The organism is Ferrimonas balearica (genome assembly GCF_019802085.1).
GTDB classification, from domain to species: domain Bacteria; phylum Pseudomonadota; class Gammaproteobacteria; order Enterobacterales; family Shewanellaceae; genus Ferrimonas; species Ferrimonas balearica_B.
This window is the reverse complement of sequence record NZ_JAHVHV010000004.1, coordinates 216,511-234,002: the sequence shown is the minus strand read 5'-3', so window position 1 is coordinate 234,002 and position 17,492 is coordinate 216,511. Positions and strand designations below refer to the sequence as shown.

Here is a 17,492-nt window from a genome sequence, read left to right as displayed (position 1 = left end):
GGGGTGTAAGGTGCATTGCAACGAGGTTTCGATAAGGTTTCCAAGGATGTCCGACGACGCGCAGCGACTCGCCACCCGCATCACCCGCCTGGTCCAGGCGCTCTCCACCGGCGTGTACGAGCGGGACCGCGCCTTCAAACTCTGCCTGCTGGCCGCCCTGACCGGCGAAAGCGTCTTCCTGCTGGGCCCGCCGGGGATCGGCAAGAGCCTGGTGGCCCGTCGCATCATGCACGCCTTTCGCGAAGGCACCGCCTTCGAATACCTGATGAACCGCTTCTCCACCCCGGAGGAGCTGTTCGGCCCCCTGTCTATCCAGGCCCTTAAGGAGGAGGGGCGTTACGTCCGCCTCACCGACGGCTACCTGCCGGAGTCCACCGTGGTGTTCCTGGACGAGATCTGGAAGGCGGGCCCGGCGATCCTCAACACCCTGCTGACCGTGGTTAATGAGAAGGTCTACCGCAACGGCAACCAGACCATCAAGGTGCCGATGCGCCTGCTGATCACCGCCTCCAACGAACTGCCGGACGGCGACTCCAGCCTGGAGCCCCTCTACGATCGTATGCTGCTGCGGGTCTACGCCGACAAAGTGGAGAAGAAGCACCACTTCAGGGTGATGGTCAACGACACCTCCGACGTTTACGCCGATCCGGTGCCGGAGGCGCTGAAGATCACCGAGCAGGAGTACGAGGCCTGGCAGGAGGGGGTGAAAACCGTCACCCTGCCGGACTCGGTGTTCGAGAAGATCTACCAGCTCAAGCTGCTGGTGGAGGAGCGTCAGGAGGCCAACCCGGAGCTGGATCTCTACATCTCCGATCGCCGCTGGAAGAAATCCGTGGCCCTGCTCAAGGCCAGCGCCTACTTCAACGGCCGGCTCACCGTCTCCCCCACGGATCTGCTGATCCTGCGCAACTGCCTGTGGCGGGACATGGCCACCCGGGAGCGGATCCAGGGGGTGATGAGCCAGTACGCCCGGGAAGTGGCGTTCGAGCAGGGGGACACCCAGCGCCAGATCCTCTTCCTACAGGGGGAGCTGGCCCGGCTGGAGCGGGCCCGGGCCGAGGGGCTGGCCCCGGCGGTCAAGCGCACCAGCGGCCTGCGGGGGGAGAAGGTGGAGCTCAACCTGGAGGAGGCGCGCACCGAGGCGCGGGCCGGGGTGGGGGAGATGGTGACCCTGCTGCCCCTGGTGCCCTGTGGCGCCGTCAGCCAGGAGGTGGAGGAGCCTTTGGTGCGGATCCGGGTGGCGGCCAACGAACTGCAGAAGCGGGTGGCCCACGGCGAGGGCACGGTGGCGGTGTTCCTGAACGACCACGAGCGCCAGTCCTACCACGTCCAGCTCACCCTGGATGGCGACCAGCGGCTGATCATCAAGGATGTGGCGGGCGCCGAGGTGCCCCTGTGCGTGCTGGGCCCCTGGCCGGTCAGTGGCCAGACCCGCAAGGGCTGGCAGGAGAGCCTGGACAAGATCGTCAGCGAAACCCAACAGCTGGCCCAGGGGGTGCGCAACCGCCGCGACGCTTTCAACACCACCATGCCCCACAACTTCATCGACACCGACCTGACCGACATGGTCACCGAGAGCCTGGATGCCCTGGCGCAGGCGCTGGCCAGCCTGGAGCAGGCCATCGACAATGCCGGGGAGCTGGGCCAGCGGATCCAGGCCGCCTATGAGCCCGCCTGACAACGAACGCGCCCGCCAGGATCCGGACCAGCAGCAGGCGCTGAAACACCTGCTTGGCCGGGTGCTGGCCCGCCAGCAATCGGCGCTGGTGGGGCGGATCCGCCAGGAGCGGCGACTGCACCACGAGGGGCTCAACCACGCCCTGGAGCGGGAGGTGGCCGGCTGGGGCGAGCGGCTCCACGCGGTGTTGCAGAATCAACCGCTCTCTGCCGCCGCCCGGCGGGAGATAAGCCTTTTGGAGCAGTGTCGGGAGATGACCCCGGCTGAGCTGCTGGCGGACCTGGACGCCATCCGGCTGCAGCTCAAGGGCCACTCCCCCATGGAAGGGGAGCTCAAGCAGTTTGCCGAGCGTCTGGACAGTTTGCCGGTGGGGCAGCACGACGGCGCCCTGGCCACCCTGCTGGAGCAGTGGCAGCAGAGCGTTGAGCAGCGTCACCTGGCGGCGCAGCTGGCGCTGCTGGATGAGCAGCGGGCGGAGCTGCTGAGCGAACTCTTTCGCCGCCTGGATGGCGCCGAATCCCTGCACCGCTTGATCCCCGCCGAGGATCTGGGGGAGGTGGGGCGGCTGTGGGACATGGCGGACGTGCCCCTGTCCAAGAAGCAGATGAGCGGCCTGCTGCAGCTGGCCCAGTGGCTGGAGAAGCAGGGGGCGATCCGCTCTTTGGCGGAGCAGATTGGCCGCATGGCCAAGGCCTCCAGCCGCGGCCCGCGCCGCCGGGTCAAGGAGAAGGCGGTGGCCATCGAGGAGCGTCCCAGCCCCCTGCCGGAGGAGGTGGTGGGGGTGCAGCAGGGCAAAGATCTGGGCCGGCTGCTGGCGGTGGCCACCTCGCTGCTCTCCAGTGAGGAGCTGGAACTGTTGTTCTTCAAGCAGCTGATCGACGCCCAGCTGCTGATCTACCAGATGCAGGGCAAGAGCCCCCGGGCGGGCAAGGTCAAGCCGGTGTTTCGCCATCGTCGGGCGGATCTGGAGGACAACGGCGGGCCCTTTATCCTCTGCATCGACACCTCCGCCTCCATGGCCGGTCACCCGGAGCGCTGCGCCAAGGCCCTGGCCCTGGCGCTGATGCGGGTGGCGGTGCGGGAGAACCGCGACTGCCGGGTGATGATCTTCTCCACCGGTGTCACCGCGTTCGATCTCTTGGGGGGCCAGGGGCTGAGCCAGGCCCGGGATTTTCTCGGCTACCGCTTCCACGGCGGCACCGACATCAACCGCTGCATCGAGGCCGCCTGCGACGGGCTGGCGGAGGAGGCGTTCGCCAACGCCGACGTGGTGGTGGTCTCCGACTTTATCGCCCCCCGGCTGCAGGGAGAGGCCCTGGCCAAGCTGGAGGGGGCGCGGCGGCGGGGCAACCGTTTCCACGGTGTGTCGCTCTCCCGGGAGGGCAACCCGGCGCTGCTGGATCAGTTGGATCATCGCTGGCCGCTGGAGACCACCCTGCTGGGCCGGGTGCGCAGCGAAAGCGCCTGAGGCCCTAGAGCTCGGTCACGCCACTGGGGCATAATGGGCCCCATTCCCCCTTTTGCGGCCGAGTAGTAGAGGAGTGCCCATGTCTTGCCACCGTATCGATGAACTGCTGGAGCTGCTGGAACCGGTCTGGCAGAAACACCAGGATCTGAACCTGGCCCAGATGCTGGTCAAGCTGGCCGAGGACGCCGGCTTCGAGGGCCCGCTGTCCGAGCTGACTGACGATGTGCTGATCTACCACCTGAAGATGCAGGAGACGGGGGAGGGCAAGATGATCCCCGGCATCGCCAAGGATTACGTCGAGGACTTCGACTGGAAGGGGGCCATTTTGAAGGCCCGAGGGTTCGACGAGAACGAACGCTGATGTGATTGATACCACCCCGCCTCGGCGGGGTGGTGTCGTTCTGGGCTCAGAACTTCTTGGGGGCGAAGCCGGTCACCTGCTCCAGCCCCATCTCCCGCCCCAGGGCCGTCATGGGGTGGACGACCACCAGACCGCGCACCGACTTCTTCAGCTTGCCCAGATCCGCCTGCTCCGCCTTGGTCAGGGGTCGGTGGAAGGGCAGGGCGTGCACCTTGGCCCCCTGCTGGCTCAGGTTGCGGTTCAACGTCGCCTTGACGCTGTCGATGCGCTTGGTCAGCGCAGCGATCTCCGCGTCGAACTGGTCGATGATGGGCTGATCGCCCCGTTGGTGGGCGGCGTCCAGCTTGCGCTTGGCGCCGTTGAGTTTGTTGTTGAGCTGGTGCAGCTCCTGCTTCAAGTTCATGGTGCGTCTCAATGTCGGCCGCGGCCGAGGGGGGATTGGGAGAGTGTGCCGGCAAGTATACCCGGTTTCGCCCGCCCCGGCTCAGCCCGTGGTCGCCGTGCCCCGCAGCAGGGTAACGGCGAAGCGCCTCTGGGGGGCCAGCCAGTGACGCTGGTGGTGCCAGCCGGCCTGGGCGGCCAGGCGGTGAAACTCCTCTGGGGTGTACTTGTAGGAGTTCTCCGTGTGCAGGCTCTCCCCTTCGGCCAGGGCGATGCGGTGCGGGCCCAACTGCAGCTGCTGGGGCCGCCGGCTGACCAGGTGCATCTCGATGCGTCCCCGCCCGGGGTGGTAGAAGGCGTAGTGGTCGAAGGCGTCGGGCTCGGCCCCCAGTCCGAATCGGCGGTTCAGGTGCACCACCATATTGCGGTTGAACCGGGCGGTGACCCCGGCGGCGTCGTTGTAGGCCCGGTGCAGCAGGTGCGGGCACTTTTTGGTGTCCACCCCGATCAGCAGATAGCTGTGCGGCCCCAGGGCTCGGCGCCAGCGCTGTAGCAGGGCCACCGCGGCCCGGGGGGCGAAGTTGCCGATGGTGGAGCCGGGGAAGAACACCATCCGTCGCCCCTGGCTCTCCGGCAGCACCACGTCCTGGGTGAAGTCCGCTTCGATGGGCTGGACCTGCACCCGGGGGTAGCGGGCCTGCAGGGCGCCGGCGGCGGCCCGCAGGGGCTCGCCGGCGATGTCGATGGGGTAGAAGCGGCGGATCTGCGGCATCGCCTCGAGCAGCAGGGCGGCCTTGACCAGGGCCCCGGCGCCAAACTCCACCACCTCCATGGGCCCGGGCAGCGCCTCACTGAGGGCCCGGGCGATGGCCGGCAGCATCGCCAGCTCGGTGCGGTAGGGGTAGTACTCGTCCAGGGCGCAGATCCGCTCGAACAGCGCGGCCCCGGCGGCGTCGTAGAAGTACTTGGCGTCGACCTGCTTCTGAGGCCGCAGCAACCCCTCGTAGAGCGCCTGGCGCTCCGGATCCAGTTGGGGGGCGGGGCGGGGACTAGGGTTGGAGGCGGGCATGATTGAGATCCTGGGCCAGTCGGAGTCCGCTGAATTGCCAGCGCTGGTGGGGGTAGAAGAAGTTGCGGTACCCCGGACGCATCTGGGCGACTGGCGTGGCGCAGCTGCCACCGCGCAGCACGAACTGGCCGCACATGAACTTGCCGTTGTACTCCCCGGCGATCCCCGGGGTGGGGCGAAAGCCCGGGTAGGGGACATAGGGGCTCTGGGTCCACTCCCAGACATCGCCGTACAGCTGCACCATGCCCTCGCCGTTGGCGGCCCTGGGGCGCCACATCCCGGACTCGGCAAAATGACCCGCCACCGGGTGGGGCGCCGCCGCGTGTTCCCACTCCTGCTCTGTGGGCAGGCGGGCACCGGCCCAACGGGCGTAGGCGTCCGCTTCGAAGTAACTGATGTGGCAGACCGGGGCGTCCGGGTCCAGGGGGGCGAAGCCGGCCAGCCCAAGCTGGTGCCAGGCTCCCTGGCTGTCCTGCTGCCAGTAGAGGGGAGCCTGCCACTGCTCGTTCTGGCAGCACTGCCAGCCGTCGGAGAGCCAGCAGTCGGGATTGCGGTAGCCGCCATCGGCCATAAAAGCCAGCCACTGGCCGTTGCTGACCGGCCGGCTGTCCAGGGCATAGGGGGCCAGATGATGGGGGTGGCGGGGCCGCTCGCAGTCGAAGCTGAACCCGTTGGCCGCGTCGCTGCCGATCTCGACCCGGCCGCCGACAAAGGATTGGGCTTCTCGAGCTTCTAAGGCGGGACGAAGCGAGCGAGGGCCGCCGGTGGGAACCCGGTGCAGGGGGTTGTGCCACAGCAGGTGCAGCCGGTCGGTGAGCATCAGCTCCTGGTGCTGCATCTCGTGGTGGAGCCCCAGGGTGACCCAGGGGGCGATGGTCTCGCGAAAGTGCTCCTCGGGGGTGGTCATCGCCTCGTCCACGTGGGCCCGGTAGGCCAGCACCTCCTCCAGGCTGGGACGGGCCAGCAAGCCGCGCTGGCTGCGCGGGTAGGGCTGGCCGTGGCCCTGGTAGTAGGAGTTGAACAGCGCGTTGAACCGGGGATGAAACGGGCGGTAGCCCGGCAGCAGGGGGAGCAGGATGAACTGTTCGAAAAACCAGCTGGTGTGCGCCAGGTGCCATTTGGTAGGGCTGGCGTCGGGCATCGACTGGGCGGCCATCTCTTCGATGGACCACTGGGCGGTGAGGGCCAGGGTGCGCTGACGCACCTGGGAGAAGCAGAGGCGATCGCCCGCGCTGGGGGCGGTCATGGGGTTCATCGGCTTAGGGGCTGGTTGGGCACAGGTAGGGGCAAACCATAGTCGCCGATCTCGGACTCTTCCAGCCGGCCGCGGTGGGCCGAGGCCAGGCGCAGGCACAAAAAAGCCCCGGCGTTTGCCGAGGCTTTGATGTCTGGTCGGTGTGAGAGGATTCGAACGCGGCGGGCCTCCGTCTCTGACACCAAGTCCCGAACCATGCCGAGACTAGAGTATTTGGTCAGTGTGAGAGGATTCGAATGGGGCCTGCGAGGCCCGGCGGACCTCCGCCTCCGACACCAAGTCCCGAACCGGGGTTTGGTTCGGAGCCGAGCGTGGCACTCGTTCCCGGCCAGGGGATACAAAAAAGCCCCGGCGTTTGCCGAGGCTTTGATGTCTGGTCGGTGTGAGAGGATTCGAATGGGGCGGCCCTCCGCCTCCGACCCCTTCGTCCCGAACGAAGTGCGCTACCAGGCTGCGCTACACACCGATAAAGCGAGAAAATAAAACCCCGCATCAGCGAGGCTTTACTTGAAATCTGGTCGGTGTGAGAGATTCGGACGCGTCGGGCCTCCGACTCTGACACCAAGTCCCGAACCTGCCGAGACCAGAAAATTTGGTCGGTGTGAGAGGATTCGAATGGGGCGGCCCTCCGCCTCCGACACCAAGTCCCGAACCCGGGTGCAATGCTGGGGTGAGCATGACACTCGTTCCTGGTCAGGGGATACAAAAAAGCCCCGGCGTTTGCCGAGGCTTTGATGTCTGGTCGGTGTGAGAGGATTCGAACCTCCGACCCCTTCGTCCCGAACGAAGTGCGCTACCAGGCTGCGCTACACACCGAAAAAGCGAGAAAATAAAACCCCGCATCAGCGAGGCTTTACTTGAAATCTGGTCGGTGTGAGAGGATTCGAACCTCCGACCCCTTCGTCCCGAACGAAGTGCGCTACCAGGCTGCGCTACACACCGAGGATTGTTGCATTGCAACGGCGACGTATTCTAGCGATTTTCCCCCACCGCGCAAGCACTCCGTCGTTCAATTGCGTCGTTTGCCGTTTTTCTGCCCGATGGCCTGGCCGTGTCCCCTCCTATATTCCCTTTGGTTATTAAGGGTAAGAATCGCCTCTTTGTTAGAGAATATGGTTGGCGGGTAGGCTTAGGGCATTCCCCGTTACCGGAGTTCAAACGTGACCCTTCACACCCTGGATCAGCACCGCAGCTCGCCGACCCGTTCCGGCCGTGTCACCCTGGTGGGCGCGGGCCCCGGGGATCCGGGCCTGTTGACCCTGCACGCCTACCAGGCGCTGCAATCGGCCCAGGTGGTGCTCTACGACGCCCTGGTCTCCCAGCCGATCCTGGATCTCATCCCCGCCACGGTGGAACGGATCGCCGTGGGCAAGCGTTGCGGTCAGCACAGCCTGCCCCAGGCGGAGATCGAGCGGGTGATGCTGGCCAAGGCCGCCGCCGGGGCCGAGGTGGTGCGCCTGAAAGGCGGGGATCCCCTGATGTTCGGCCGGGGTGGCGAGGAGATGCGGGCCCTGCGTCAGGCGGGGATCCCCTACCGGGTGGTGCCCGGGGTGACGGCGGCCAGCGCCTGCGCGTCCTACGGGGCGATGCCCCTGACCCAGCGGGGAGTGGCCCAGGGGGTCACCTTTGTCACCGGCCATGGCAAGGATGGCGAGCCCATCGCCGACTGGTCCCCCTACGCCATCCCCGGTCACACCCTGGTGATCTACATGGGTCTCAAGCGGGCGGGGATCATTCAGCAGGGGCTGCTGGCGGCGGGACTGGCGGCGGACACGCCGGTGGCCATCGTCGGCCAGGCGAGCCAGCCGGGGCAACAGCGGGTCAATGGCACCTTGGGAACGCTGACGGCGCTGGCCGACACCCCCAACCTGCCCACCCCGGCGGCGATCCTGGTGGGGGAGGTGACCGCCCTGGCCGAGGAGCTGGACTGGTTCGAGCCCGAGGCGTTTCAGGCGCCGGCGGCGTCGAAGTCCCTCAACATCAACTTGGACAGCGCGGCGATGTAATCCTGGTCGGTCTGGTCCTGCACCAGCCGGGCCAGCTCCAACCCCAGCGGGGTGAAGCGGTAGTAGCGCAGGCGCAATCGGCTGTGGCGGGGACGCAGCAGCAGGGTGGGGCCCTGGAAACGCATCCGCAGGGGCTCGCCGGCGCTGAGCAGCCCGGTTTCCAGTTCGGCGGCAAACAGGATCCCCTGCTCCCGCAGGGTCAGGATGGCGCTGTAGGGCAGGCCGAACCGGGACAGCGACAGGCTGGGCTGACTGGCCGCCAACAACCCCCCGTAGGCCGCACCGCGGCGATAGCCCAGCAGGATCTTGCGATTGGGCTCGCTGTTGATGGTGGTGGAGAGGGCCACGGCCCGACCCAGCAGCAGCGCGTCCTTCTGGGTCATCTGCTTGAGGGTGTCCAGGGCCCGCAGACTGAAGGAGCCGGGCTGGGACAGTTCGGCGGCGAGGATCCGCCCCCACAGCTCCTGCATCCGGGGGCTGTGTACCCGCTCGGCCAAAGAGAGAAACTGGTGCAGCCAGTCCGGATCCGGATCGTGGCCGGCCACGTCGTTGTCACTTTGGCTCACCGCGTGATTGAGCACCGCCTCGACGTTGAGCTGGTGCTGCTCCTGCTGACGCTTGATGCGCGACTCGGCGCGCTGTAACAGGCTGGCCTGGTGCCCCTGCTCCTCGGTATTGAGGCCGATCAAACGGGTCAGGGCCACGGCATGGTGGCGGGTGCTGCGGTGCTTCAGGGCGCTGAGGGCCTCGGTCATGGCCGGCCATTCTCCTCGATATATTGTTGTTCAACCACGCGTTTAAGTTGCTCCAGCCCCAGCTGGAAGGACTCGCCGATCATAACATCCGCGGCCAGGGCCAGGTATGGCCCGAGGATCGGCATGCTCATGGTGCCGTTCATGGTCCACACTACCTTGGTCAGGCGACCGCGGGGATGGTAACTGAAGTCCGCCTGGTAGCGCTCGGGGCTGGTGCCGAAATAGAGATCGTACGCAATGCCGGCTCCGGGATCACTCTGGGTCAGGGTCAGTCGGCCGCCGCCACTGGGGTCCTGCCACTGCTGACTGGCGCCCAACCCGGCGCTGGGCTGGCCCAGGGTCACCGCCACGTCGGATTTCTGGAAGGGGTTCCACAACGGCCAGAGGCCAAGATCCGACAGGTAGGGGTGGATCCGCTCCGGTTCGGCGTCGATCAGTACCTCGCGACGCACCGAAAACTCCGGTGGCAGTACCAGGCCCACGATCACCACCACCGCCGTCACCAATCCCATCACCCTGAGCAACGTCTTCATCTGTGTGCCCTCCCACTGGCGTAGCCCAAGCTTAGCCTAGGGGCGTTCCGACACCCCGGGGCCGGTCAGGGCCGCCGGGGCCCAGCGCACCGCCTGGTCCGCCGTCGGCCGGTCGGGGATGTTGCGGCACAGCACCAGTGACGCCAGGGCGAAGCCGGTGCCGATCAGGAACACGGCGCTGGGGGCGGTGAGCCAGAGCACCCCCAGCAGCGTGGGGATCACCACCGCGGCGATGTGGTTGATGGTGAAGCTGACCGAGGCGGTGGCGGCCAGATCCTCGGGGTCGGCGATCTTCTGCAGGTAGCTCTTGATGGCGATGGCCAGGGCAAAGAGCAGGTGGTCGATGACGTAGAGGGCGGCGGCGAAGTGGGCCTGCTCCACCAGGGCGTAGCTGGTGAACACCAGCGCCAGCCCCAGGTACTCCACCGTCAGCGCCCGGCGCTCGCCCACGCGCTGGATAAAGCGGCCGATGCTGGGGGCAAACAGCAGGTTGAACAGGTAGTTCACCAGGAACAGGCTGGTGATGGCGCCGACGCTGAAGCCGAACTTCTCCACCATCATAAAGCCGGCGAACACCATGAAGATCTGCCGTCGGGCGCCGGAGAGGAAGGTGAGGCCGTAGTAGAGCCAGTAGCGTTTGCGCAGCAGCAGGGTCTTGCGCTGGGGGGTCTGGTTGGGGAACAGGGGAAACTTCACCGCCAGGGCCAGCAGCATCACCAGGCCACTGCCGCCGGCCACCAGGTACATCCAGCGGTAGTCCCAGCCCAGGCCGGTCATCAGCAACGCGATGGCGCCGTAGGCCAGCAGGGCGCCGGCGGCCTTGACCGACAGCGCCCGGCCCATGAACTCGGCGCTCTGGTCCTTGGGCAGCCACTGCAGGGTGAGCGACTGGTTCACGGTCTCGTAGTAGTGGAAGCCGATGGACATCAGCACCGTGGTGCAATAGAGCCCCAGGGCACTGGGAAAGAAGCCGGTCAGGGCCACGCCGACGCACAGCAGCGCCATCGCCACCAGTGCCAGCACCTGCTCGCGCATCACCAGCAGCAGGAACACCGCGGTGAAGGCCAGGAAGCCGGGCACCTCGCGCAGGGACTGCAGCACCCCGATCTGGGCGCCGTTGAACTGGGCGGCCTCCACCACGAAGTTGTTGAGCAGGGTCTGCCAGGTGGCGAACACCATGGACATGATGAAGGTCAGGCCGAGCAGCAGCCGGGCCTTAGGATCGGTCAGGGACACCGGGGACTCCTTGTCGTGTGTCGAAGGCCCAAGATACGCCCTTGCGGCCCAAAAATCGCCTCCGACCTGGTGTTGGCGGACTAGCAGAGCAGTGTGACCCTTTTATGTCCGGGGTGTTAAATCGATTCCCGCTGGGCTAGGGTTAGGGTATGCACGGTCGAATCCTATTGCTGGTTTTGTGGCTTTGCAGCTGCGCCAGCACCGCGCCCCTCCAGGTCGCTTCTCCGGACCTGTTTGCTGATACCGCGTTTCAGCAGACTCAGCCTGTGCCCTCCCCCGAGTCGATCTTTGCCCTCAGCCCCGAGATGAAACGGACGGTGTTCGAGCTGTCGCGCTCGCCGGATCCCAAGGCGGCGCTGTTGGAGATGATCCGCGAGGACGGCGGGATCCGCTACGACAACAGCCTGACCCAGAACGCCGCCGACACCTTCGCCAGCCGCACCGGCAACTGCATGTCCCTGGTGGTGATGACCGCCTCCCTGGCCAAGGCGCTGGAGATGCCGGTACGTTACCAGCTGGTGCACACCCCGCCGGTGTGGGACCGACAGGGGGGGCTCTACCTCATCAATGGCCACGTGAACCTGCGGGTGGCGGCCGCCTACAACGCCAGTGAGGTGCGGGTCACCGACGGCGGCACCGTGGTGGACTTCCTGCCGGGCAACCAGATCCGCGGTTTCGAGGTGGGACGGATGAGCGAGAACCAGCTTATCGCCCGCTACTACAACAACCTGGCGGCGGAGGCCCTGGTCTCCGGCGATCGGGACAGCGCCTACTTCCTGCTTAAGGCGGCGCTGACCCTGGAGCCCCAATACGGCCACGCCTGGAACACCCTGGGGGTGCTCTATCGTCAGGCAGGCCTGGAGGTGGAGGCCGAGGCGGTGTACCGCTTTGCCGCCTCGATGGACAGCAGCGAGCTGGATGCCCTGCATAACCTGGCGATCCTGCTGGCGGCCCAGGACCGCCTGGTGGAGTGGCAGGCGGTGCACGCCCAGCTGGAGCTGAAGCGAATTCGCAACCCCTACTACCACTTCGACATGGGGGAGCTGGCCTACCAGTCCGGCCAGTACGACAAGGCGGTGCGCTTCTACCGCAAGGCGGTGGACCTGGCGGACTACCGCCACGAGTTCCACTTCGGCCTCTCCCGGGCCTATTTCAAACTGGGCAACTTTGCTCAGAGCGAGCGCCACCTGGACCGGGCGGAAGCCCTGGCGCCCAAGGACGAAAAGTCCCGCTACCAGCTCAAACTGCTGGCGCTGCAGAGCCACCGCCACTGATTTTCCTGCCCTTTGAGCGTCGTTTCCCGGCTATTCCCGTCTCGCGGCGATCTTTGTTAAAATCACGCCAAATTTTGAGGAGACGATTTCTATGCCGATTTACTGCGTGGGTCACAAGATCCCGGACTCTGATTCCATCTGCGGTGCCATCGCCCTGGCTTACCTGAAAAACCAGATTGGTGAAGACGCGGTGGCCGCTCGCCTGGGTGAGCTGTCCCCGGAGACCGCCTTCATCCTGGAGAAGTTTGGCTTCGAGGCCCCCGAGCTGAAGCTGAGCTACGCCGGTGAGCAGGTGTACATCGTGGATCACTCCGAAGTGACCCAGGCCCCGGACGACATCGCCGAGGCCACCATCGTCGGCATCGTCGACCACCACAAGCTGGGCGATCTGACCACCTCCACCCCGCTGGAGTGCTGGATCCGCCCGGTGGGCTGCTCCAACACCGTCATCAAGATGATGTACGACTTCCACGGCGTCGAGATCCCCAAGAACATCGCCGGCATCATGCTGTGCGCCATCCTGAGCGACACCGTGATCTTCAAGTCCCCCACCTGCACCACCGCCGACATCCGCTGCGTCGAGGCGCTGGCCGAGATCGCCGGCATCGAGGACTTCAAGGGCCTGGGGATGGAGATGTTCAAGGTGAAGTCCGCCGTTGAGGGCACCCCGGCCCGGGATCTGGTGCTGCGGGACTTCAAGGACTTCGACATGAACGGCAACCTGGTGGGCATCGGCCAGCTGGAGGTGATCGACCTGTCCGTGCTGGACGCCATCAAGCCCGCCCTGGTGGAGGACATCGCCAAGCTCAAGGCCGAGGGCAAACGCCACTCCGTCCTGCTGCTGCTGACCGACATCATGAAAGAGGGCTCCGAGCTGCTGGTGGTGAGCGACGACACCGCCGTGGTGGAGCGCGCTTACGGCCAGAACCTGGCCCAGGGCAAGGTGTGGCTGGACGGCGTACTGAGCCGCAAAAAGCAGGTGGTTCCGCCGCTGCAGGAAGCCTTCGCGTAAGGCACCGACAAAGCAAAAAAGGCGCCCCTCGGGGCGCCTTTTTCGTGGGTTGGATTCGGCCTTAGCCGTGGTAGCCCAGGCAGGTGTTCACCTCGTTCTTGGAGCCGAGGATCACCGCCACCCGCTGGTGGATCCCGTCCGGCTGGATCGCCATGATCCGCTCGTAGCCGGTGGAGGCCACGCCGCCGGCCTGCTCCACCAGGAAGCTCATGGGGTTGGCTTCGTACATCAGGCGCAGCTTGAACGGCTTGGCCGGGTTCTTGGTGTCCTGGGGGTAGGTGAACAGGCCGCCGCGGGAGAGCACCCGGTGCACGTCACCCACCATGGCCGCGATCCAGCGCATGTTGAAGTTCTTGCCGCGCTGACCCTCTTTGCCCTTGAGGCAATCGGCGATGTAGCTCTGCATGGCCGGCTGCCAGAAGCGTTGGTTGGACATGTTGATGGCGAACTCGGCGGTGTCCTCGGGGATGCGGACCCGCTCCTCCACCAGCAGAAACTCGCCGCTGTTGGGATCCAGGGTGAACATCAGGGTGCCGTCGCCGGTGGTCAGGGCCATCACGGTGGCGGGGCCGTACAGCATGTAGCAGGCGGCCACCTGGTTGGCCCCCGGTTGCAGGAAGGCGGACTCGTCCACCGCGCCGGTCGGGGCCGGCAGCACGGAGAAGATGGTGCCCACCAGGGAGTTGATGTCGATGTTGGAGGAACCGTCCAGGGGGTCGAAGCTCACCAGGAAGCGACCCTCGGCGTTGGCCGGTACCACATCGTCCTCCTCCTCGGAGGCCAGCCCCTTGACCAGCGGCTGGGCGGCCAGGGCGTTCTTGATCAGGTCGTTGGCGATGACGTCCAGCTTCTTCTGGGTCTCGCCCTGGACGTTCTCGCTCTCGGTGGCACCCAGCACCCCGGAGAGGGCACCGCCGCGGACCAGGGTGCTGATCTCGCCGGCGCACTGGGCCAGGGTCTGGATAAGGGCATGGAGGTCGCCGTCGATGCCGCGGCGGCTCAGGGTCTCGTTGAGCGATTGCATGGGTCGGTCCTGTGAGCGGATTTTTGTAGGGTAATTAATGGCCGCAATGATAGCGGAAGCGGCGGGGGATTGCAGTGGGGCAGGGCGGATTTGACGGCCCGGCGAACCCGGTGGTGTGAGTTTGCCACAGCGAATGTAAAGAAATTGTAAATGTACCTATGCCTTTTGTGATGAGAGTCGGATAGACTCCTGTTTTTCGCCCCTTTTCTTGGCGAATTCTCTGAATGGAGTCGGATAATGAATCAGAAGCTTTGCCTGCTGGCCCTGCTCAGCGCCACCCTGACCGCCTGTGGCGGCTCCTCCTCCGGTGACGGGGACGACAACGGTGGGGGCACCCCGCCGCCCCCGCCCCCGCAGACCACCCTGGCGCTGCAAACCCTGAACACCTCCCAGTGCGGCGTGGAGAGCGCAGCGGCCGGCGTCGAGGTGCTGGTGCACCGGACCGACGGCAGCGTGATCAGCAGCGCCCGAACCGGCAGCGACGGTCGGCTCGATCTGGTGTGGCCCGACGGGGCCGCACACCTGACCGTGGCGGGGGAGCGGGTCGCCGAAGACGGCAGCCGCGGGCCGGACATCCGGACCCAGGTGGCCTGGAACTCCGGCGATCCCGGCACCTTCCGCTTTACCAACCTGGCCTCCACAGCGGGCTGTCAGTGCACCGAGGTGACCCTGGACGGCAACGACGTGCTGGCCCAGTTCTCCGGCCTGACCCTGCACGTGACCACTCGCACCGCCAACCGGATCAGCACCCGGCAGTTGAGCGGCAGCGACAGCTTCACCCTGTGTGGCACCGAGGCCGAGTGGGCGCCGGTGGACCTGGTGCTGCGCTCCGACTTCGGCGAGGCCTACGCCGCCGAGCTGACCGCGGATTTCCTGGCCGAGCCCTACCAGCGACTGGACCCGGCCCTGTTTATGGGGGCGGAGAACCGCGGTGAGCTGGTCTCCCTGGCGGTCAACGACAACTACAGCTACAGCTACAGCTTCGCCGAGACCGAGCGGGGCCGGCGTCACTACGCCTACGCCACCCCCTTCGAGCCGGTCTACTACTTCCCCGGCCTGCACGAGCACAACCTGGTCCAGGCCTACGAGTTCCTGGATCTGGGGGCGGTGGCCGAGGGCAGCGTCAGCTACCTGCGGGCCAACCGGGACCGGGTCCGCGATGGCGCCGTCAGCCTGACCCTGCCCACCAGTCAAAACGCGTTCTTCGATGAGGCGTTGCGGGTGCTGGTGGGCATGACCGAGGGCAGCGACGTGTCCGGCTACGATTTCCGTGGCATCGGCGAAGGGCGCAACCTGTTGACCGTGACCCTGGCCGACCGCAATGGTCAGGCCCGCTGGACGGTGGACGCCCCCCTCAGCGGCACCCTGCCGGCCCTGGAACTGCCGGACGCCTACCTGCAGCAGTTCGAGGGGATGGCAGCGCCGGAGCTGACCATCAACAGCTACGGCTACCACCAGGCGCTGGACACCGACAGCTATCGACGCCGGGTGCGGGAGCTGGCGGAGCAGGGCGGGGTTCGCAGCGACTTCTACGACCGCTATGTCTACGAGATGCTGATCGTCACCCTGAACGGCCTGTAAGCGACCAGACGGAAAAAGCCCCGCACTGGCGGGGCTTTTTTTGTGGGCTGACAGGACTCAGAACATCAGCCGCTGGTTTTCCCAGATAAAGAGGCCAATCACCACCAGGGGCAGCAGGGCCAGGGCCAGGGCTGCCACCACCTGGCCGTCCAGCGCCCGGGGCAGCTGCTTCAGACCGAAGAACAGGCTGACCAGGCAGCTGGCCACGCCGGCCAGCACCACCAGCGCCGAGGCGATGGCGCTCCACATGCCGATGCGCCCGCCCATGATCTCCGCCGCTTCGCGGCCGCTGTCGGCGAAGGCGTAGGGGGCAAACAGCAGAATAAAGGCGGTGGCAAAGAGGCCATAGGCCAGCAACACCAGTTTCATTTCGGGGCGGATTTCGGTCACGGTGGGCTCCGATTCAGGCTCGTGATTTCATTGTACAAAAACGGCCACCCCTGTGGGTGGCCGTTTTTAAAAAAGAGTCTGAAGATCAGCCGTTTTGGCGGTTGCGCCAGAGGATGGTGCCGATGGCCAGGCCGGCCAGCAACATGCAGTACCAGCCGTGACTCACCACCGCCAGGGGGGAGAGGGAGAAGGTGGCGGCCAGCAGCAGCGCCTGGGCCCCGTAGGGGATCAGGCCCTGGATGATGCAGGCGAAGATGTCCAAGGTAGCGGCGGCGCGGCGGGGTTTCACGGCGTTCTGCTCGGCCAGCTCGCGGGCCACGGGGCCGGCGACGATGATGGAGACGGTGTTGTTGGCCACGCAGGCGTTGGTGGTGGCCACCAGGGCGCCCATGCCCAGTTCGGCGGCGCCGGCGTTGCCGCGGCGGCTCAGGCGGGCGATCAGGGCCGCCACCTTGTCGGTGAGCCAGGCCAGGCCGCCCTGGGCTTTCATCACTGCCGCCAGGCCGCCCACCAGCATGGAGAGCAGGAAGATCTCCTGCATCTTCTCGAAGCCAGTGACCATGTCCTTGCCCAGGGTCATCAAGCTGTAGTCGCTGGTGACGAAGGCGGTGAGGGCCGCCAGCACTATCCCCAGGGAGAGCACCACGAAGACGTTGATGCCGATCACCGCCAGCACCAGGATGGCCAGGTAGGGCAGCACCTTGACCAGCTCCAGCTGCTGCGGCGCCACCTCCGCCTGGCCGCTGCCGGCCAGGGTGAACAGGACCACGGCGAACAGGGCCGCCGGGGCGGCGATGCGGATGTTCTCCTTAAACTTGTCCTTCATCTGGGCCCCCTGGGTGCGGGTGGCGGCGATGGTGGTGTCGGAGATGATGGAGAGGTTGTCGCCGAACATGGCGCCGGAGAGCACCACCCCGGCCATCAGCGCCGGATCGATGCCGGTCTGCTGGGCGATCCCCAGGGCCACCGGGGCCACCGCGGCGATGGTGCCCATGGAGGTGCCCATGGCGGTGGCGATAAAGGCGCTGATCAGGAACACCCCGGGCAGCAGCAGGGCTGCGGGGATTAGGTGCAGCCCCAGGGCCACGGTGGCGTCCACCCCACCGGTGGCGGAAGCCACGGCGGCGAAGGCGCCGGCCAGCAGGTAGATCAGGCACATGGCGATGATGTTGCTGTCCCCGATGCCGGCGATAAAGGTCTGGATCCCCTGCTCCAGGGACTGGTTGAACTTCCAGGCGCCCAGGCCCAGGGCCAGCACGATGGCCGGCAGGATGGCGACCACCGGGGAGAGTTCGTAGAAGGCGAAGGCGACGCCCTGGGCACTGAGGTAGACCCCGGTGCCGACAAAGAGGGCCAGGAACAGCATCAGGGGCAGCAGCGCCAGGGGGGTGGCGGTGGGCGCGTCTAGGGTGCCGGTGGCGGTGCAGGCCTGGGTTTGGCTCATGGTGTCGCTCTCGTTCAATCTTGGA

The 17,492-nt window shown here is 66.4% G+C and carries 16 protein-coding genes and 3 tRNA genes; 7 read left to right on the top strand and 12 right to left on the bottom strand.

From position 1 onward, the window contains the following. Positions 1 to 46: 46 nt before the first annotated feature. The 3 genes from KUV81_RS16165 to KUV81_RS16155 all read left to right on the top strand — a co-directional run bounded on the left by KUV81_RS16165 (position 47) and on the right by KUV81_RS16155 (position 3,507). Entirely contained in the window at positions 47 to 1,678 is a 1,632-nt protein-coding gene (locus tag KUV81_RS16165; RefSeq protein WP_222544927.1) for an AAA family ATPase, read from the top strand. Then, the gene (locus KUV81_RS16160) at positions 1,665 to 3,146 is read left to right on the top strand and encodes a VWA domain-containing protein (protein WP_222544926.1); all 1,482 of its coding nucleotides are present in this window, start codon (positions 1,665 to 1,667) and stop codon (positions 3,144 to 3,146) included. Before KUV81_RS16165 ends, KUV81_RS16160 begins: the two co-directional genes overlap by 14 nt. 79 nt (positions 3,147 to 3,225) lie before the next feature. Beyond that, on the top strand, positions 3,226 to 3,507 hold the full coding sequence (locus KUV81_RS16155) for a YihD family protein (RefSeq protein WP_222544925.1): 282 nt from the start codon (positions 3,226 to 3,228) through the stop codon (positions 3,505 to 3,507). Between the two features lie 46 nt (positions 3,508 to 3,553). Here KUV81_RS16155 and KUV81_RS16150 read toward each other — a convergent pair whose 3' ends face one another. The 6 genes from KUV81_RS16150 to KUV81_RS16125 form a co-directional block, all read right to left on the bottom strand. After that, the gene (locus KUV81_RS16150; RefSeq protein WP_222544924.1) at positions 3,554 to 3,910 is read right to left on the bottom strand and encodes a YibL family ribosome-associated protein; all 357 of its coding nucleotides are present in this window, start codon (positions 3,908 to 3,910) and stop codon (positions 3,554 to 3,556) included. A gap of 81 nt (positions 3,911 to 3,991) precedes the next feature. Further along, positions 3,992 to 4,957: an L-histidine N(alpha)-methyltransferase gene (gene egtD / locus KUV81_RS16145; protein WP_222544923.1), complete on the bottom strand. Its 966-nt coding sequence runs from the start codon at positions 4,955 to 4,957 to the stop codon at positions 3,992 to 3,994. Beyond that, positions 4,938 to 6,203, bottom strand: a complete 1,266-nt coding sequence (gene egtB / locus KUV81_RS16140) for an ergothioneine biosynthesis protein EgtB (RefSeq protein WP_222544922.1) — start codon at positions 6,201 to 6,203, stop codon at positions 4,938 to 4,940. The genes egtD and egtB overlap by 20 nt, the downstream gene beginning before the upstream one ends. A gap of 383 nt (positions 6,204 to 6,586) precedes the next feature. Further along, positions 6,587 to 6,678, bottom strand: a tRNA-Pro gene (locus KUV81_RS16135). A gap of 273 nt (positions 6,679 to 6,951) precedes the next feature. Continuing rightward, positions 6,952 to 7,028, bottom strand: a tRNA-Pro gene (locus KUV81_RS16130). Between the two features lie 49 nt (positions 7,029 to 7,077). Then, positions 7,078 to 7,154: transfer RNA gene (locus tag KUV81_RS16125), tRNA-Pro, on the bottom strand. Positions 7,155 to 7,372: 218 nt separating this feature from the next. Here KUV81_RS16125 and cobA point away from each other — a divergent pair. Further along, positions 7,373 to 8,218 (top strand): uroporphyrinogen-III C-methyltransferase, encoded by an 846-nt coding sequence (cobA, locus tag KUV81_RS16120; protein WP_222544921.1) that lies wholly within the window; start codon positions 7,373 to 7,375, stop codon positions 8,216 to 8,218. On the opposite strand, the gene KUV81_RS16115 is transcribed toward cobA, so the two are convergent. From KUV81_RS16115 to KUV81_RS16105, 3 genes are read right to left on the bottom strand one after another with little or no spacing between them, the layout of a single operon-like run. Continuing rightward, positions 8,161 to 8,973 (bottom strand): TIGR03899 family protein, encoded by an 813-nt coding sequence (locus KUV81_RS16115; RefSeq protein WP_222544920.1) that lies wholly within the window; start codon positions 8,971 to 8,973, stop codon positions 8,161 to 8,163. The two genes, cobA and KUV81_RS16115, sit on opposite strands and share 58 nt — an antisense overlap. Next, on the bottom strand, positions 8,970 to 9,506 hold the full coding sequence (locus KUV81_RS16110) for an SRPBCC family protein (protein WP_222544919.1): 537 nt from the start codon (positions 9,504 to 9,506) through the stop codon (positions 8,970 to 8,972). The genes KUV81_RS16115 and KUV81_RS16110 overlap by 4 nt, the downstream gene beginning before the upstream one ends. Before the next feature lie 36 nt (positions 9,507 to 9,542). Beyond that, complete coding sequence (locus KUV81_RS16105; RefSeq protein WP_222545037.1) at positions 9,543 to 10,691, bottom strand: MFS transporter; 1,149 nt, start codon at positions 10,689 to 10,691, stop codon at positions 9,543 to 9,545. 200 nt (positions 10,692 to 10,891) lie between these two features. On the opposite strand from KUV81_RS16105, the gene KUV81_RS16100 reads away from it, so the two are divergent. Then, positions 10,892 to 12,016: a tetratricopeptide repeat protein gene (locus tag KUV81_RS16100; RefSeq protein ID WP_222544918.1), complete on the top strand. Its 1,125-nt coding sequence runs from the start codon at positions 10,892 to 10,894 to the stop codon at positions 12,014 to 12,016. 91 nt (positions 12,017 to 12,107) lie between these two features. Next, a complete protein-coding gene (locus tag KUV81_RS16095) occupies positions 12,108 to 13,028 on the top strand; it encodes a manganese-dependent inorganic pyrophosphatase (protein WP_222544917.1) in 921 nt (306 codons plus the stop codon). A 61-nt stretch (positions 13,029 to 13,089) separates the two neighbouring features. Here the strand turns inward: KUV81_RS16095 and KUV81_RS16090 are convergent, their stop codons facing one another. Continuing rightward, entirely contained in the window at positions 13,090 to 14,052 is a 963-nt protein-coding gene (locus KUV81_RS16090) for a class 1 fructose-bisphosphatase (RefSeq protein ID WP_222544916.1), read from the bottom strand. Positions 14,053 to 14,289: 237 nt separating this feature from the next. On the opposite strand from KUV81_RS16090, the gene KUV81_RS16085 reads away from it, so the two are divergent. Continuing rightward, positions 14,290 to 15,633, top strand: a complete 1,344-nt coding sequence (locus KUV81_RS16085) for a hypothetical protein (RefSeq protein WP_222544915.1) — start codon at positions 14,290 to 14,292, stop codon at positions 15,631 to 15,633. Positions 15,634 to 15,690: 57 nt separating this feature from the next. On the opposite strand, the gene KUV81_RS16080 is transcribed toward KUV81_RS16085, so the two are convergent. After that, a complete protein-coding gene (locus tag KUV81_RS16080) occupies positions 15,691 to 16,023 on the bottom strand; it encodes a hypothetical protein (protein ID WP_222544914.1) in 333 nt (110 codons plus the stop codon). Between the two features lie 85 nt (positions 16,024 to 16,108). After that, positions 16,109 to 17,467 (bottom strand): Na+/H+ antiporter NhaC family protein, encoded by a 1,359-nt coding sequence (locus tag KUV81_RS16075; RefSeq protein ID WP_222544913.1) that lies wholly within the window; start codon positions 17,465 to 17,467, stop codon positions 16,109 to 16,111. Positions 17,468 to 17,492: the final 25 nt, after the last annotated feature.

Bases quoted from the DNA above. Each gene is read 5' to 3' on its own strand.
- egtD (WP_222544923.1), bottom strand. From the start codon at position 4,957: ATGCCCGCCTCCAACCCTAGTCCCCGCCCCGCCCCCCAACTGGATCCG.
- KUV81_RS16095 (WP_222544917.1), top strand. From the start codon at position 12,108: ATGCCGATTTACTGCGTGGGTCACAAGATCCCGGACTCTGATTCCATC.
- KUV81_RS16090 (WP_222544916.1), bottom strand. From the start codon at position 14,052: ATGCAATCGCTCAACGAGACCCTGAGCCGCCGCGGCATCGACGGCGAC.
- KUV81_RS16155 (WP_222544925.1), top strand. From the start codon at position 3,226: ATGTCTTGCCACCGTATCGATGAACTGCTGGAGCTGCTGGAACCGGTC.
- KUV81_RS16165 (WP_222544927.1), top strand. From the start codon at position 47: ATGTCCGACGACGCGCAGCGACTCGCCACCCGCATCACCCGCCTGGTC.
- egtB (WP_222544922.1), bottom strand. From the start codon at position 6,203: ATGACCGCCCCCAGCGCGGGCGATCGCCTCTGCTTCTCCCAGGTGCGT.
- KUV81_RS16115 (WP_222544920.1), bottom strand. From the start codon at position 8,973: ATGACCGAGGCCCTCAGCGCCCTGAAGCACCGCAGCACCCGCCACCAT.
- KUV81_RS16160 (WP_222544926.1), top strand. From the start codon at position 1,665: ATGAGCCCGCCTGACAACGAACGCGCCCGCCAGGATCCGGACCAGCAG.
- KUV81_RS16110 (WP_222544919.1), bottom strand. From the start codon at position 9,506: ATGAAGACGTTGCTCAGGGTGATGGGATTGGTGACGGCGGTGGTGGTG.
- KUV81_RS16100 (WP_222544918.1), top strand. From the start codon at position 10,892: ATGCACGGTCGAATCCTATTGCTGGTTTTGTGGCTTTGCAGCTGCGCC.
- KUV81_RS16085 (WP_222544915.1), top strand. From the start codon at position 14,290: ATGAATCAGAAGCTTTGCCTGCTGGCCCTGCTCAGCGCCACCCTGACC.
- KUV81_RS16150 (WP_222544924.1), bottom strand. From the start codon at position 3,910: ATGAACTTGAAGCAGGAGCTGCACCAGCTCAACAACAAACTCAACGGC.
- KUV81_RS16105 (WP_222545037.1), bottom strand. From the start codon at position 10,691: ATGTCCATGGTGTTCGCCACCTGGCAGACCCTGCTCAACAACTTCGTG.
- KUV81_RS16075 (WP_222544913.1), bottom strand. From the start codon at position 17,467: ATGAGCCAAACCCAGGCCTGCACCGCCACCGGCACCCTAGACGCGCCC.